Annotated in this window: 11 protein-coding genes and 5 pseudogenes; 15 read left to right on the top strand and 1 reads right to left on the bottom strand. The window is 49.1% G+C overall.

Annotated elements, in window-relative coordinates:
- Window positions 1–65 precede the first annotated feature (65 nt).
- Both CI959_RS00080 and CI959_RS00075 read left to right on the top strand, forming a co-directional pair.
- Complete coding sequence (locus CI959_RS00080; protein ID WP_005858291.1) at window positions 66–1,085, top strand: branched-chain amino acid aminotransferase; 1,020 nt, start codon at window positions 66–68, stop codon at window positions 1,083–1,085.
- Between the two features lie 315 nt (window positions 1,086–1,400).
- Window positions 1,401–2,531: a site-specific integrase gene (locus tag CI959_RS00075; RefSeq protein ID WP_004289313.1), complete on the top strand. Its 1,131-nt coding sequence runs from the start codon at window positions 1,401–1,403 to the stop codon at window positions 2,529–2,531.
- Between the two features lie 59 nt (window positions 2,532–2,590).
- Here CI959_RS00075 and CI959_RS21670 read toward each other — a convergent pair whose 3' ends face one another.
- Window positions 2,591–2,884 carry a hypothetical protein gene (locus tag CI959_RS21670; protein ID WP_224200298.1) on the bottom strand — a complete coding sequence of 98 codons (294 nt, stop codon included), beginning with the start codon at window positions 2,882–2,884 and terminating at the stop codon, window positions 2,591–2,593.
- Between CI959_RS21670 and CI959_RS00065 the strand changes: the two genes are divergently transcribed.
- From CI959_RS00065 to CI959_RS00005, 13 genes and pseudogenes are all read left to right on the top strand, one after another.
- Window positions 2,789–3,433, top strand: coding sequence for a hypothetical protein (locus tag CI959_RS00065; protein ID WP_007478951.1), 645 nt, complete (start codon window positions 2,789–2,791; stop codon window positions 3,431–3,433). The two genes, CI959_RS21670 and CI959_RS00065, sit on opposite strands and share 96 nt — an antisense overlap.
- Window positions 3,434–3,631: 198 nt before the next feature.
- Window positions 3,632–4,006 carry a helix-turn-helix domain-containing protein gene (locus CI959_RS00060; RefSeq protein WP_004294465.1) on the top strand — a complete coding sequence of 125 codons (375 nt, stop codon included), beginning with the start codon at window positions 3,632–3,634 and terminating at the stop codon, window positions 4,004–4,006.
- Entirely contained in the window at window positions 3,984–5,108 is a 1,125-nt protein-coding gene (locus tag CI959_RS00055) for an AAA family ATPase (protein WP_004289317.1), read from the top strand. Before CI959_RS00060 ends, CI959_RS00055 begins: the two co-directional genes overlap by 23 nt.
- An 81-nt stretch (window positions 5,109–5,189) precedes the next feature.
- Window positions 5,190–6,077 carry a toprim domain-containing protein gene (locus CI959_RS00050; RefSeq protein WP_004289318.1) on the top strand — a complete coding sequence of 296 codons (888 nt, stop codon included), beginning with the start codon at window positions 5,190–5,192 and terminating at the stop codon, window positions 6,075–6,077.
- A gap of 240 nt (window positions 6,078–6,317) precedes the next feature.
- Window positions 6,318–6,764, top strand: a complete 447-nt coding sequence (locus CI959_RS00045) for a hypothetical protein (protein WP_004289320.1) — start codon at window positions 6,318–6,320, stop codon at window positions 6,762–6,764.
- Window position 6,765: 1 nt separating this feature from the next.
- Window positions 6,766–7,092: a DUF4134 domain-containing protein gene (locus tag CI959_RS00040; RefSeq protein ID WP_004289321.1), complete on the top strand. Its 327-nt coding sequence runs from the start codon at window positions 6,766–6,768 to the stop codon at window positions 7,090–7,092.
- A gap of 74 nt (window positions 7,093–7,166) precedes the next feature.
- Window positions 7,167–7,424: pseudogene (locus CI959_RS00035) on the top strand (DUF4134 family protein); the annotation flags it as partial.
- Between the two features lie 562 nt (window positions 7,425–7,986).
- The gene (locus CI959_RS00030; RefSeq protein ID WP_004289323.1) at window positions 7,987–9,798 is read left to right on the top strand and encodes a reverse transcriptase/maturase family protein; all 1,812 of its coding nucleotides are present in this window, start codon (window positions 7,987–7,989) and stop codon (window positions 9,796–9,798) included.
- Window positions 9,799–9,822: 24 nt separating this feature from the next.
- Window positions 9,823–10,016, top strand: a pseudogene (locus CI959_RS22040) (DUF4134 family protein).
- Between the two features lie 12 nt (window positions 10,017–10,028).
- Window positions 10,029–10,325 (top strand): DUF4133 domain-containing protein, encoded by a 297-nt coding sequence (locus CI959_RS00020; RefSeq protein ID WP_032541330.1) that lies wholly within the window; start codon window positions 10,029–10,031, stop codon window positions 10,323–10,325.
- Window positions 10,326–10,431: 106 nt separating this feature from the next.
- Window positions 10,432–13,107: pseudogene (locus CI959_RS00015) on the top strand (DUF87 domain-containing protein).
- Between the two features lie 43 nt (window positions 13,108–13,150).
- Window positions 13,151–13,559, top strand: a pseudogene (locus CI959_RS22035) (DNA-directed RNA polymerase subunit alpha C-terminal domain-containing protein).
- Between the two features lie 33 nt (window positions 13,560–13,592).
- Window positions 13,593–14,670, top strand: a pseudogene (locus tag CI959_RS00005) (hypothetical protein); the annotation flags it as partial.

The raw sequence follows: 14,670 nt of genomic DNA, 5'->3' as shown, positions 1-14,670 counted from the left end.
TTTGAGCGATATTATTAACAGTGTAATTTGTTAATTTTAAACTAATTACAGCAAATTGTATAGATATGGAAAATTTAAATTGGTCTGAGCTGGGATTTGGTTATATCAAGACAGACTACAATGTAAGATGCTACTATCGTGACGGCAAATGGGGTGAGTTGGAAGTTTCTTCATCCGAGATTATCAATATTCACATGGCCGCTACTTGCTTGCATTACGGACAAGAGTCTTTCGAGGGCTTGAAGGCCTTCCGCGGGAAAGACGGTAAGATCCGTGTATTCCGTATGGATGAGAACGCTAAACGTATGCAATCTTCCAGCCGGGGTATCAAGATGGCTGAGTTGCCTGTAGAGATGTTCGAGGAAGCTGTACGTAAGGTCGTGAAATTGAACGAGCGTTTCGTTCCTCCTTATGAGAGCGGTGCCGCTTTATATATTCGTCCGCTGATGATCGGCTTGGGCGCTCAGGTGGGTGTGAAGCCGGCTCCCGAATATATGTTTATGATATTTGTCACTCCGGTAGGTCCGTATTTCAAGGGTGGATTCCAGCCCTCGAAGGTATGCGTACTTCGTGAGTACGACCGTGCGGCTCCTAACGGGACAGGTACGATCAAGGTCGGTGGTAATTATGCCGCTAGCTTGGTAGCCGGCGAGATCGCTCATTCCAAGGGATACGCCGCCGTATTGTATCTGGATCCGAAAGAGAAGAAATATCTGGATGAGTGCGGTCCGGCTAACTTCTTCGGAATCCGTGGCAATAGCTATATCACTCCGCAATCCCACTCGATCTTGCCTTCGATCACGAACAAGAGCTTGCAGCAATTGGCCGAGGATATGGGCTTGACGGTAGAGCGTCGTCCGGTTCCTTTCGAGGAGATCGCTACATTCGACGAGGCTGCCGAGTGTGGTACCGCCGCGGTTATCGCTCCGATCTCGCAAATCGACGATTTGGACGAGAACAAATCTTTTGTTATCGCCAAAGATGGCAAACCGGGTCCTGTTTGCGAGAAACTATATCATAAGCTACGTGCCATCCAGTATGGCGACGAGCCGGATACTTACGGATGGATCTCGATCATTGAATAATATCTTTTGTTTCGTAAGGACTGGAGTGCGCTCCGTCTTTACGAGACAGAATACGTTGATAGGCAATTGTTAGTTTGAACTTTACTTTTTGCAATAAACAAACAGGCATATTAAAGATGAAAATAAAATCCAAATAAATACAACTAAATATGCTTTATATCAGTTCTTTATAGGGTAGTTATTTCTTTCAGTTGTTTTCACTATTTTCTGTTAATTGGTTCTTTTTGGGTACATTTTTGTTTCTTGTTTGTTTCTTGATTTCAGTTTTAATTCGTACATTTGCATACGAAAAATAACGAATGAAAGAATACGATTATGCCACGAATAAAGAAGCCTAAAAAAGTAAAAGAACCAATCCGTCTTCGGATGAAGGATTTGTCCGATGGCAGCAAAAGTCTGTATCTGGATATATACCGCAACGGCAAACGGACATACGAGTACCTGAAGCTGTATCTTATTCCGGGAACGGACAGCAATACCCGTCGGCAAAATGAAATAACAATGGCTGCCGCAAATGCCATCAAGTCGAAACGTATTATCGAGCTGACCAGTGGTGAAGCCGGTATCGTGAACCATACGGATAAGATTTATCTGCTGGACTGGATGCAAACCTATCTGGAGTACCAAGAGAAACGCGACAAGAAGGGCATCGGTCAAATCAAAGCCGTTACCCATATCCTGAAAGAATATGCAGGGGAAAGATTTATATTGGATCGGGTTGACCTCGCTTTTTGCCAAGGCTATATCGACTACATGCTGACAACCTTCCGCCCTAAAGGAAAGCCGATAGCAGCTTCTACACGCAACACCTATTATCAGATATTCAATGGCGCCCTGAATGCTGCCGTTCGGGCTAAACGGTTGTTGAGAAATCCGTTTAACGAGATGGAAAAGTCGGAGAAGCCCAAAATGCCGGAAAGCGTGCGGTCCTATATGACCATCGAAGAGGTACGGGCATTGATTGCCACTCCGATGCAGGAAGGGAGGGTAAAAAATGCCTATCTGTTCTCCTGCTTCTGCGGACTGCGTATCAGCGATATTGTCGGCCTGAAATGGAAGAATGTCTTTGTCGATAACGGCCAATACCGTCTGGCGGTAGCTATGCAGAAGACCAAAGAACCGATTTACCTGCCACTCTCCAACGAGGCGTTGAAATGGATGCCGGAGCGTGAGGACAAGGCTGCAGACGATCCTGTGTTCAACCTGCCTTCAAATATCAATCAGTATCTCAGACCGTGGGCCGAAGCGGCCGGAATCACCAAGCGTTTTACTTTTCACACCGCCCGGCATACATTCGCGACCATGATGCTGACGCTCGGTGCGGATCTCTATACCGTATCGAAGCTGCTTGGCCATACCTCCGTGAGAATGACACAGGTGTACGCCAAAATCATCAACCAGAAAAAAGACGAAGCAGTCAATTTGGTTAACGGCCTATTCGACTGATGTAGTCATACATGTCAAATTCAATTTAAGGTAAATATTTCCGGCTTTTCTCCGATATTTCAAATGGTCGAAGTAATGCCACTATTATAATAAGTATAAACCCATAAAAAACAATTCGACATGAAAGGACAAAACAACAGGTCCTCTCTTTTTTTGAAGGGAGACCACATCTGCACCACTTCGCTACGGAACAGGATGTAGCGGAAGAATTTTACGAGTTGCTCTCCGAAGCAAGGGAGCTTTATCTTCAAGACGTCATGACAGGCGGCAAACGATATGGCCGCTACGTGGATGACTTTATAAACAGCCACCGGTACATCGACTGCAACAGTGCGGTTTGCAGGAATTGCCATGAAATGAACATTCATATCATCAGAGGGCTGTTGCTCGATTGTACAAGTCTCGTCAAAAGCCTCTTTACCGCAGAAACATTTTCTTTCGAGGAGTGCATGGCCTTGAAACAAAAGTACGACATTGCCGGAGTATGGTTCGACTCTTCACGTATAGAAGATTCCAGAAACGCTCCACCTCTCTCCTTTGGTTGCAATTTTTCCCGTGAACAGATGACAGGTATTGTGGCTTGCGCCAACGCTTATCATCTGTTTTGCGTTTCCACTCTCCGCATCGAGGACATGGAAGCGCTTTTTGCCTGCAAGGAGAATTTCTGTATACGTGTGAACAATATCCGCCATGTGGCGGTTCTGTTCGATGCGTTGCTCGAAAACACCTTTATCCTACCTCACTGGCAGTCGGTTCTCGACAAGGGGCGGTTCCTGTTGTCCAAAGACGGCACAAGATATGTTACCGCTTCAAGCCTCTCGTCTGCCCTCTCTGCGGCGAGGAACAACATTACATCGGCAAACCTCGGCATACGAAAAGCCATCAGTCGGCTGAAAATATGACACGAAGTGCCAAAAAGCCAAGTATGTGAAAGATAAAACAGTGATAGTTGCCGTGATACGTGCATAGTATCATGCCGGAATTTCCGGCTGTCCGGTTCACATCACATAACTTTGACCTCCGTTAGCGCGCTGCATAACGGAGGTAACTCTCCATTGTCTAATTTTAACATGTATTTTATGCAAAACAGAACAACATTCATGGAGCGGTTAAGCGAACGGCTGACCGCCATAGAAGCGGTTCTCAAGAAGTTGGAACCGGTGGAAGGTCTGTTGGAGCGTGTGGCTTTACTGGAAAATACCATTTACACGACCAAGAAAGTCTTCACTTTTCAAGAGGCGTGCATGTATATCGGCGTGTCCGAAAGTATGTTGTACAAACTCACATCGAACAAGGAAATCCCGCACTACAAACCTCGCGGCAAGATGCTTTACTTCGCGAAGGAAGAGCTGGACGCATGGCTCTTGCAAAACTACGAACCTACGGTGGACGATGCCATGCGTATGGCGACGGAAGTATCCGCAACCCAACCGTTCTTTAACCAGAAGCGCTATGGAAAACGAAAAAAGAACTGACCGTAACTCGTGGGCGGAACTGGACGAGAATCGCCTGTCGGATATTCTCACGGCATCGCAGATAAAGGCCACGGACACCTACGTGACTCCGCCCCAGATTATATGGATCGACAACTCCACCATAGCGACGCTCGGCAATTTTAGCGCTTCGACGGGTAAGGCGAAGGCGAAAAAGACGTTTAATGTCTCTGCTATTGTCGCTGCGTCACTGGCGGGCCGGCAGGTTTTGAACTACCGGGCGCATCTGCCCGAAGGCAAGCGCAGGATCTTGTACGTGGACACCGAACAGAGCCGTTTCCATTGCCATAACGTGTTGGAACGTATTCTCCGCCTGGCGGGACTGCCCACCACAACCGACAACGAGAATCTCGATTTCATTTGCCTGCGGGAATACACGCCGGCCGTGCGTATTGAGGTCATCGACTACGCTCTGCGACAGAACAAAGGGTACGGGCTGGTCATCATTGACGGCATCCGCGACCTGATGCTCGACATCAACAGCACCAGCGAATCGGTGGAGGTTATCAACAAGATGATGGAATGGTCGTCGAAATACGACCTGCATATCCATTGTGTGCTGCACCTGAATAAAGGCGACAACAATGTGCGCGGGCATATCGGCACGGAAATGAGCAATAAGGCGGAAACGGTGCTGGTCATCACCAAGAGTGCGGAGAATCCCGTTATCAGTGAAGTTCATGCGCTGCATATCCGCGAGAAGGAGTTCAAACCGTTTGCTTTTTCCGTTGATGACGAAGGATTGCCGGTCATGGTGGATAACTATTCGTTTGATGGCAGCGTGAGACCGAAGGCCCGGAGCAGCTTCATGGATTTGTCCATCGAGCAGCACCGGGAGGCGCTTTCCGCCGCTTTCGGGGACAGGCCCATCAAAGGTTTCGAGAACGTACTGCAGGCTCTCATGGCCTCCTATGAGGCTATCGGGTTCAAACGGGGACGCAGCGTCATGATAAAACTGCTGCAGTACCTGACGGAAAACCTGAAGCTGATCGTCAAACGGGACAAGCTCTTTTATTACGATGTGACCCCGACCGAAGCCTTGCTTTTCGACGAAGAATGCGAGGACGCAGAAGGTGAAAAATAATTTAGTTTACTTTGGTCCGGGTATATATAGGAGAAAAACCAAAGTAAACCGTTTTTTGAAAACAAGTGAAAAGAAAATGACATGACCATAGCGGAAGCAAAACAACTGCGTATCGTGGACTATCTTGCCAGTCTCGGCTACCACCCCCAGAGTGTAACATCGAAACAATACTGGTATTTGTCGCCGCTACGCAATGAGCGTACCCCGTCGTTCAAGGTCAATGACCGGCTCAACGAATGGTATGACTTTGGCGCAGCGACGGGCGGAGACCTTGTGGAACTGGGCAAACACCTTTACCAGACGGACAGCGTGAGCGAAGTGCTTGCCTATATAGGGAAGCACGAGAACGCTATCCCGATACAAAGGGTGCGGATTCCGGGGACAACGCCCCGACCCGTCGAAGCCGACATGAAGGACGTGCTCGTCGTACCGTTGCAGCACCATGCGCTGCTCTCGTACCTTCATTCCCGTGGAATCGACGGAGACATCGGCCGCATGTTCTGCCGGGAGGTCCATTATGAATTGCGGCAACGGCGCTACTTCGCCCTTGCCTTCGGTAACGTGGCGGGCGGGTACGAGGTTCGCAATCCTTATTATAAGGGCTGTATCCGGTGTAAGGACATCTCTGTCATCAGGCATTCTCATAGTGAAGCACAGAACCGGGTTTGCGTGTTCGAAGGCTTCATGGATTTTCTCTCTTACCTGACGCTGAAACAGACGGGTGATGATACGGTCTGCATCGGCGCACCTTGCGATTACCTCGTGATGAACTCGGTGAACAACCTGAAAAAGGCTTTGGAACACTTGCAGGTGTACGAGGAAATACACTGTTATCTCGACAATGATCTCGCCGGACAGAAAACGGAAGAGACCATCGCCGGCATGTACGGCAAGCGGGTGCACAACGAAGCACTCCGTTATCACGAGTACAAGGACCTGAACGATTACCTGCGCGGAAAGAAACGGTAAGGCATTATCGTTACCCCTCCCTTGAAAGCTCTCCTCCCGGAGGGCTTTTTTTATGCCCGTTTTTCCCGGTACATTCGCCTTAAAGTATGAAATTAAAGTTCAATTTATATGTTTCATACTTATTTATACGTAATAAAATATTGTTTGATATAAAGAGTTTTCATTATATCAAATATAATACTTTTCTTTGCTTTTGTACTTTCAAAGTTCAATTAAAGTTTAATTTCATACTTAAAACAGATGAGTTCATACTTTATATTCGCCCTTGTACTGACGGTGCTGTACATCGTCTATTACGCGGTCAATATTACCCGTGACCTGTATGGAAAGAAGGGAACGGAGAAGACTGACGAAGAAGTTTTCGACCTCGGTCCGATGGATGCCACGGAAGAGAGTGTCGAGGTTTCGGAGAACGAGACCGGGTTTAGTATCGGAAATGAGACATGCGACACGGAAGCCGTAGCTGCCCCGCCTGCGGTACAAGACGGCGATACAGGGAAAAAGGAGGCAGCCGCGAAAGAGCGGCTTGAAAGGCTGAAGGCCAAGGCGGAGGCGCAGATGGAAGAGATCGCTCCCTACCTGTCCGACGGCTTTACCGACGAAGAGATGTATAAGGCGTTGATTTCCAAAGGACGCTTGGACAACCGTCCCTGCCTGAAATGGAGACCGGTCAAAGATAAGCTGTAAGATGTCGAAAACGAAAAAGATACTATGTGCGCTTTGTTCCATCATCCCCTGTTCAGCTCTGGCGAAAAGCGGCAGCGTGAATTACAGTTGGGGTGCGGATGCGCTGGCGACGATGCACGACTACGTGGTAACAATGATGTTTTACGTCCAAGCTCTCTGTTGTGCCATCGCCGGGATTTGTGTGATTGTGTCCGGATTCCAGATTTACGTAAAGATGAACACGGGCGAGGACGGCATTACCAAGTCCGTCGTAACGCTTGTGGGCGCGTGCCTGTTCCTGATCGGTGCGTTCCTCGTCTTTCCTGCCTTTTTCGGCTATCGCATATAGAAACGGGAGGCAGGAATCAAGTACCGCCATAACGATTCGAAAGAACTGCAATACTTACCCTAAAATAAATAATCATGTTTCAAAAAACAAAAAGACAAATGAAAAAAATGTTTTCTGCTAAAAAAGTACAGATGCTCACACTGATGTTGCTGTGTGGCACGACGGCCGTCATGGCCCAGAACTCCGCAGGCGATTATTCCGCCGGTACGACTGCACTGGCTACCGTGACGGAGGAAATCGCCAAGTACGTTCCCATCATGGTCAAACTGTGTTACGCCATTGCCGGTGTTGTGGCTATCGTAGGCGCTATCTCGGTGTACATCGCCATGAGTGCGTCCGTAATGGTTGCATGATAAATTCCTCTTTAGCAAGAGGATAGGTCAGGGTTCAAGTGATCTACTTCCACCCAAATAAGCCCGAGGGGAAACCTAAAGGTGAAAATAGCACTTTGGGAAAGCAATAAGTCAGTCAAAAGCCAGACTGCGACTGAATTGCGAGGGAGAAAGACAGATATGAGGATAAAGTCCATACTGATTGAACGATAGCCCAGCGGCAAAAGATGTAGCTGCGACGGAAGGCTTTTACAAACGTCGCATTGTGGCACTAAGACAACGTCATTGGTGTTATAGCAAAGAACCAGCCACAACGCAACCGCAGTAAGCGGAGAAAAGGGCGGAAGTCGTATCCGACAATCTGTCGTGCTAATAGTTATCATACAGCTAAACGGAGATTACCTAAGTTGGAAAGCCATGAAAGTGGCTATGGGCTTTGGCTCTGAATATCCAATATGGTAACGGAGTTCCCATAGTAGTCCGAGCAAGGTAATGCCTTGTACATGGCGAAGGGGAACAGTTAGTAATGTTTTAATACAAATTTTGAAAACGTGTAAGACGTATGGAAAAATCAGAAAGAGTATTAAAAGCTCTAAGTGACCACAGTCAAAGTTCGGATTATAAATACGAGCGACTGTATCGGTATCTGTTCAGTGAAGAGATGTTCGCTGTAGCCTACCAACGCATCTATGCGAAGCAAGGCAACATGACACCCGGAACTGACGGCAAGACCATCGATGAGATGAGTCTTGAAAGGATTGAAAGATTGATTGTGTCCTTAAAGGACGAAAGTTACCAACCCCACCCTGCACGCAGAGTGTACATACCGAAGAAGAACGGCAAGAAACGTCCGCTCGGTATTCCCTCATTCGAGGACAAATTGGTGCAGGAGGTAGTTAGACTGCTGCTTGAAGCTATTTATGAAGGTCATTTTGAAGGCACTTCACATGGTTTCCGACCGCATCGAAGCTGCCACACGGCATTGGGTATGATACAGAAGTCTTTTGCGGGAGCAAAGTGGTTTATCGAGGGAGACATCAAAGGCTTCTTTGACAACATAGACCACAACGTACTGATTAGCATTCTTCGTGAACGCATATCAGATGAACGCTTCCTCAGACTTATCCGTAAATTCCTCAATGCAGGGTATGTGGAGGACTGGAAGTACAACAAGACGTACTCAGGAACTCCGCAAGGTGGAATAATCAGCCCCATGCTGGCTAACATCTACCTTGACAAGTTCGACAAGTACATCAAGGAGTACGCAGCCAAATTCCGCAAAGGTGACAGACGCAGCATCAATCCCGAATACTGGCGTTTGAACAATAAGAAGAACTGGCTGAAAAAGAAGTTGCAGAAAACATCCGATGAGCAGATACGGAAAAGCTATCTGTATGAAATTGCCCAACTGAGCAAACAGATGCTGTCCACTCCTCACAAGGATGCAATGGATGCGGACTTTAGAAGAATGCAGTATGTAAGGTATGCGGACGATTTCCTTATATCGGTTATCGGAAGCAAGTCTGAATGCGAGACCATCAAAGCGGACATCACCCAATTCATGAGAGAACAACTCAAACTTGAATTGTCTGATGAGAAAACTTTGATAACACACGCACAAGACAAGGCGAAATTCCTTGGATATGAAATCTTCATCAGAAAGTCAGACGCAGTGAAAAGGAATAAGGACGGAGTTCTCAAAAGAGACTTCAACGGCGCAGTGGTGTTAACCCTTAACTCGGCTGTGATACAAAAGAAGCTCACTGAGTACAACGCGTTGGAGGTCAGAAACATTGATGGCAAAGACATTTGGTGGTCAAAGCCTCGCAGATATATGACTCCAATGAAGCCCGAAGATATTCTTGCCCAATACAATGCGGAAACCAGAGGACTTTACAACTACTATTCACTTGCTGCAAACGTGTCCAAAGAATGTGCATCTTTCGCCTTCATTATGAAGATGAGTATGTTCAAGACACTTGGCTGGAAACTGAACACTTCCGCAAGGAAAGTTCGCCAGAAGTATCAGAAGGACAAGGACTTTGTCATTCCGTACAACGATGCCAAGGGAAAGCAGAAATACAGAGTCTTCTACAATGAGGGTTTCAAAAAGAGAAATGCTCAGTTCGATGTTGACTATGACAAACTGCCACAGACCATGTACGTGCCATATCCGAGCCTTGTGGAAAGGTTGAAGGATGGCAGATGTGAACTATGTGGTAAGGAAGGAAAAGTAGTCATGCATCATGTGAGGACTCTCACCAAGCTGAAAGGCAATAATGAGTGGGAGAAACTGATGCTCAAAAGACATCGCAAGACACTGGTTGTCTGTGAGGACTGCAACTCTATGATTCAGAACTATGGTAAAGAGTAATGTTACTAATGGAAAGCCGTATACATGGAGACATGTAAGTACGGTTTGGGGCGAGTACTCGGAAACCGCCCACCGCAAGGTGGGTATGGCGCTGGGTGCTTAGCCCACACAACGAGGAACAGGACGTGAAGAAGAAAATCATGATGGTCGTGGGCGCATGTATTTTCTTAATCGCTGCCGCACAAGCACTTCCGATGTTCTTCGGTATCGGCGCATAAACCTTCCGCACGATGAAAGGCAAGGACGAACGTTACCCTGACTACCCGCTGTTCAAAGGTCTTCAACGGCCTTTGGAGTTCATGGGCATCCAGGGACGCTATACCTACTGGGCGGCAGGCGTTGCCGGCGGAGCCATCGTCGGCTTTATCATCGCCTACTGTCTCGCAGGGTTCGTGGTCGGACTGGTCGTGCTGGTTGCGGTCGTCTCGACGGGTATCGCCCTTATCATGCTCAAACAGCGGAAAGGGCTGCATACCAAGAAAGACGGGCGCGGGGTGTATATCTACGCCCACTCGAAGAAGCTGTGAGAAGAAAAGAAAAACCATCACGGGCAACGTGTGGTCTTGTTGAATGTTGAACGCGGGCCGGCCGCCTGAAATCCGGGCGGCCCGGCCTTTTTTATCGTATTTTAAGATGACTTTGTACATCATTCTACTTTTTATCGCCTTGTGTGCCGGCATGGCCCTGTCGGTCTATGCGTTCGGTACCGGAGGCAAGCGCAAGCGTATCTTTCAGGACATCTATTTTTCCGTGGAAGAGACGAACGGCGTGGGCGTGCTCTATACCAAGACGGGCGAATATTCTGCTATCCTGAAAATAGAGAACCCCGTGCAAAAATACTGCGCGAACATTGACAGCTACTATGAGTTCACGCACCTTTTCACCGCCCTCGCACAGACGCTCGGCGAAGGATATGCCCTGCACAAACAGGACATCTTCGTCAGGAAACAGTTCGAGAACGAGACGGGCGACAAACACGAGTTCCTCTCGTCGGCCTACTTCCGTTACTTCAAGGGGCGCAACTACACGGACAGCGTGTGTTACCTGACTATCACACAGGAGGCGAAGAAGAGCCGACTGTTCTCGTTCGACAACAAGAAGTGGCGCGATTTTCTGGTCAAGATCCGCAAAGTGCATGACCAGCTGCACGATGCCGGGGTACAGGCCAAGTTCCTGAACAAAGCCGAGGCGAGCGAATACGTGGACCGCTATTTCGCCATGAACTTCAAGGACCGGATCGTGTCGATGACCAACTTCAAGGCAGACGACGAGACAGTCTCGATGGGCGACAAACGCTGCAAGGTATATAGTCTTGTCGATGTGGACTGCGCCGCACTGCCTTCACTGATAAGACCTTATACCAATATAGAGGTCAATAACACGGATATGCCCGTGGACCTGCTGGCTGCCATTGACAGCATTCCGAGTGCGGAGGCTGTCATCTATAACCAGATTGTCTTCCTGCCCAATCAGAAAAGGGAACTGGCCCTGCTGGACAAAAAGAAGAACCGGCACGCCAGTATTCCCAATCCGAGCAACCAGATGGCCGTGGAGGACATCAAGCGGGTACAGGAGGTCATCGCGCGGGAAAGCAAGCAGCTCGTGTACACTCATTTCAACCTGATTGTCGCCGTACCGACTGGTACGGACCTGCAAAAATGCACGAACCATTTGGAGAATGCTTTCGGACGTATGGGTATCCATATTTCCAAAAGGGCGTACAACCAGCTGGAACTGTTCGTAAACTCGTTTCCGGGTAACTGCTACGGCATGAACGAGGACTATGACCGCTTCCTGACGCTGGGTGACGCGGCGGTGTGCCTGATGTATAAGGAGCACATACAGCACAGCGAAGAAACACCGCTGAAAATTTACTACACGGACCGCCAAGGCGTGCCGGTAGCTATCGACATCACGGGAAAGGAAGGGAAAAACAAACTGACGGACAACTCGAATTTCTTTTGTTTAGGGCCTTCGGCAGCGGCAAGAGCTTCCACATGAACTCTGTCGTGCGCCAGTTGTACGAGCAGGGCACAGACGTGGTGATGGTCGATACGGGTAACAGCTACGAGGGCCTTTGCGAATACCTCGGCGGCAAGTACATTTCCTATACCGAGGAAAGACCGATTACCATGAACCCGTTCCGCATCAACCGGGTTGAAATGAATGTGGAGAAAACGGGCTTCCTGAAAAACCTCGTACTGCTCATCTGGAAAGGCTCGCAGGGTACGGTCACGAAGACGGAGGACCGCCTGATAGAACAGGTCATCACGGAGTATTACGACACCTATTTCAACGGTTTCGACGGCTTCACGCCCCTGCAACGGGAGGATTTGCGTAAGGGCTGCTCATCGACGACCGTAACCGTACCGAGAAGCGGACGAGGACGAAGGAGAGCGGGCCGGGCGTATCGAGCGCATGATCGACGAGATGGAACGCCGCCGTAAGGAGCTAAAAGTGGAAGAGCTGTCGTTCAACTCGTTCTATGAGTTTTCCGTGCAGCGCATCCCCGACATCTGTACGAGAACCACATTTCGGGCATCGACATCTCGACGTACCGTTACATGATGAAGGACTTCTACCGGGGAGGCAATCATGAAAAGACGCTGAACGAGAACATGGACAGTTCACTGTTTGATGAGACGTTCATCGTCTTCGAAATCGACAGTATAAAAGATGATCCTCTCCTGTTCCCTCTTGTCACGCTGATTATCATGGACGTATTCTTACAGAAGATGCGTATCAAGAAGAACCGCAAAGTCCTGGTCATAGAGGAAGCGTGGAAGGCGATTGCCAGCCCGCTCATGGCCGAATACATCAAGTTTATGTACAAGACGGCCCGTAAGTCTGGCTTCGGTCGGCGTGGTGACACAGGAGATACAGGACATCATCGGCAGCCCTATCGTCAAGGAAGCCATCATCAACAACTCGGACGTGTGATGCTGCTCGACCAGAGCAAGTTCCGTGAGCGTTCGATGAAAATCAAGGCTATCCTCGGCCTTACTGACGTGGACTGCAAGAAGATATTCACCATCAACCGGCTGGAAAACAAGGAAGGCGCAGTTTCTTCCGCGAAGTGTTCATCCGCCGGGAACGACCAGCGGCGTGTACGGTGTAGAAGAACCAAGAGAATGTTACATGACCTACACCACGGAGCGGGCGGAGAAAGAAGCCTTGAAACTCTATAAACGGGAACTGCGGTGCAGTCATCAGGAAGCTATTGAGGCGTACTGCCGGGACTGGAACGCCAGCGGTATCGGGAAGTCCCTGCCGTTCGCCCAAAAGGTCAACGAGGCGGGCAGGTATTGAACCTTCATGTAAAACAATAACAATCAAATCATTAATTACAAAAATGGAAAAGATAGACATTAGCCAAAGTGTAAAGACACTTGAGTTCGGAGCAAATATGAAGCCCGTATCCAGCGGATATTCCGTGAGTTCGACATCAAGACCATCCGGGATTTGTGCCAATGGCCGGAAAGGACTTGGTAAGGGTACGCGACATGGGAAGAAAAAGCATTGAGGAAATAGAGGATGTTCTGGAAAGATACAATCTCCGGTTGGGGATGCTCGGTAAGGAACTGGACGAATACGCCGGCATAGAAAATTCCGTACAGGACGAGGAAGAAGAGGCGAAGTGGGAACAACGCAGGTACGAGATCGCCAAGGAGGTATTCATACATCACCGTCTGGTGGCAAATTCCGCCGTATATGAGGCCGACGGACTGATACGTGCACTAAGAGGCATGACGCACCGTTGACGGATATCTGTTTTAACCGGAGAGGAATCCATGATGAAACGGCTGTCACTTATCCTTATACTCCTGTCGCTCGCCGTTGTGCAGCAGGTCCACGCGCAGTATTACAGCGTGAACTACGACGCACGCACGGTGGCGGCAATGGCTACCGCTTTCGGTACGGAAGCCGTGGCGGAAAGCTATTACCGGGAGCAGGTCGATGACATCTCAAGCACTACAATGCGGCGGAAGTGGCTACGGCGGGGATTTTTGCCTCCAAGTTCTTGGAGCATAAAGCCTTTTCCGACCTCGGTATCTGGAATAGCAGTACAGAAAATTACTACTACCGCCGCATTACCGCATGGTCTCGGAGAAAATCATGCCGAAGATATGGGTGGTGGCGAAACTGATGCTCCGCTCGCCTCAAACGGCTATCTACTGGGGCAGCTACCTGATGAAAATCTGCGACGAGACGAAAAGTCTGTGTATGCAGTTCGAGAGTGTGGTGACGAACAGCACGCTGGGCTTTTCGGACATCGTGTTTCTGGAAATCAACCGAAACATCGCCCCTCTGCTGAAACTCTCGGAAGTGGGCGACATCGACTGGCAACGTATGTTGGACGATCTCGCCAGCGTGCCGGGTAACTTTACGAAAGAGAACCTGCAACACGACATCGACAACCTCTACAACATGGGTGTCGGTCTCGCCTCGGCTGGTATCGGAAATATCGGTGACGTCCTGCTGCAGACCAGTTCTTTCCATGATCTGATGGGCGGCAGGTCAGCAAGGTCATCGACCTGTATGACCATTACGGTGCGCTCTTCGAGGCGGAACATGACCTCGGAGGTCTGCTGATTGATATGGGCGGAGAGGACAACGTGGCGGGACTGTTCGATTTCAGCAACTACGACCCTTACCTCGTGGATGACAGATTATCTGGACAAGACAGCGGGAAACTACTACACGCAACGGTGGTATCGCCCGTCGCGAGCAAGGGAGTATCGCCCTGTGCGATTACTACCCGCCGACGGACGACAACAGCATATTGAACGGCAGAGAGTGGACACGTTTCGAGACGACCGATCCCGGCTTCTATCCCAATGCCTCGCAACGGGAGCAGGTTCTCGCCAATTC

This window comes from Parabacteroides sp. AT13, from assembly GCF_002272965.1.
GTDB classification, from domain to species: Bacteria; Bacteroidota; Bacteroidia; order Bacteroidales; family Tannerellaceae; genus Parabacteroides; species Parabacteroides distasonis.
The sequence above is the reverse complement of the archived record's forward strand: the minus strand, read 5'-3'. Positions and strand labels throughout refer to the sequence as shown.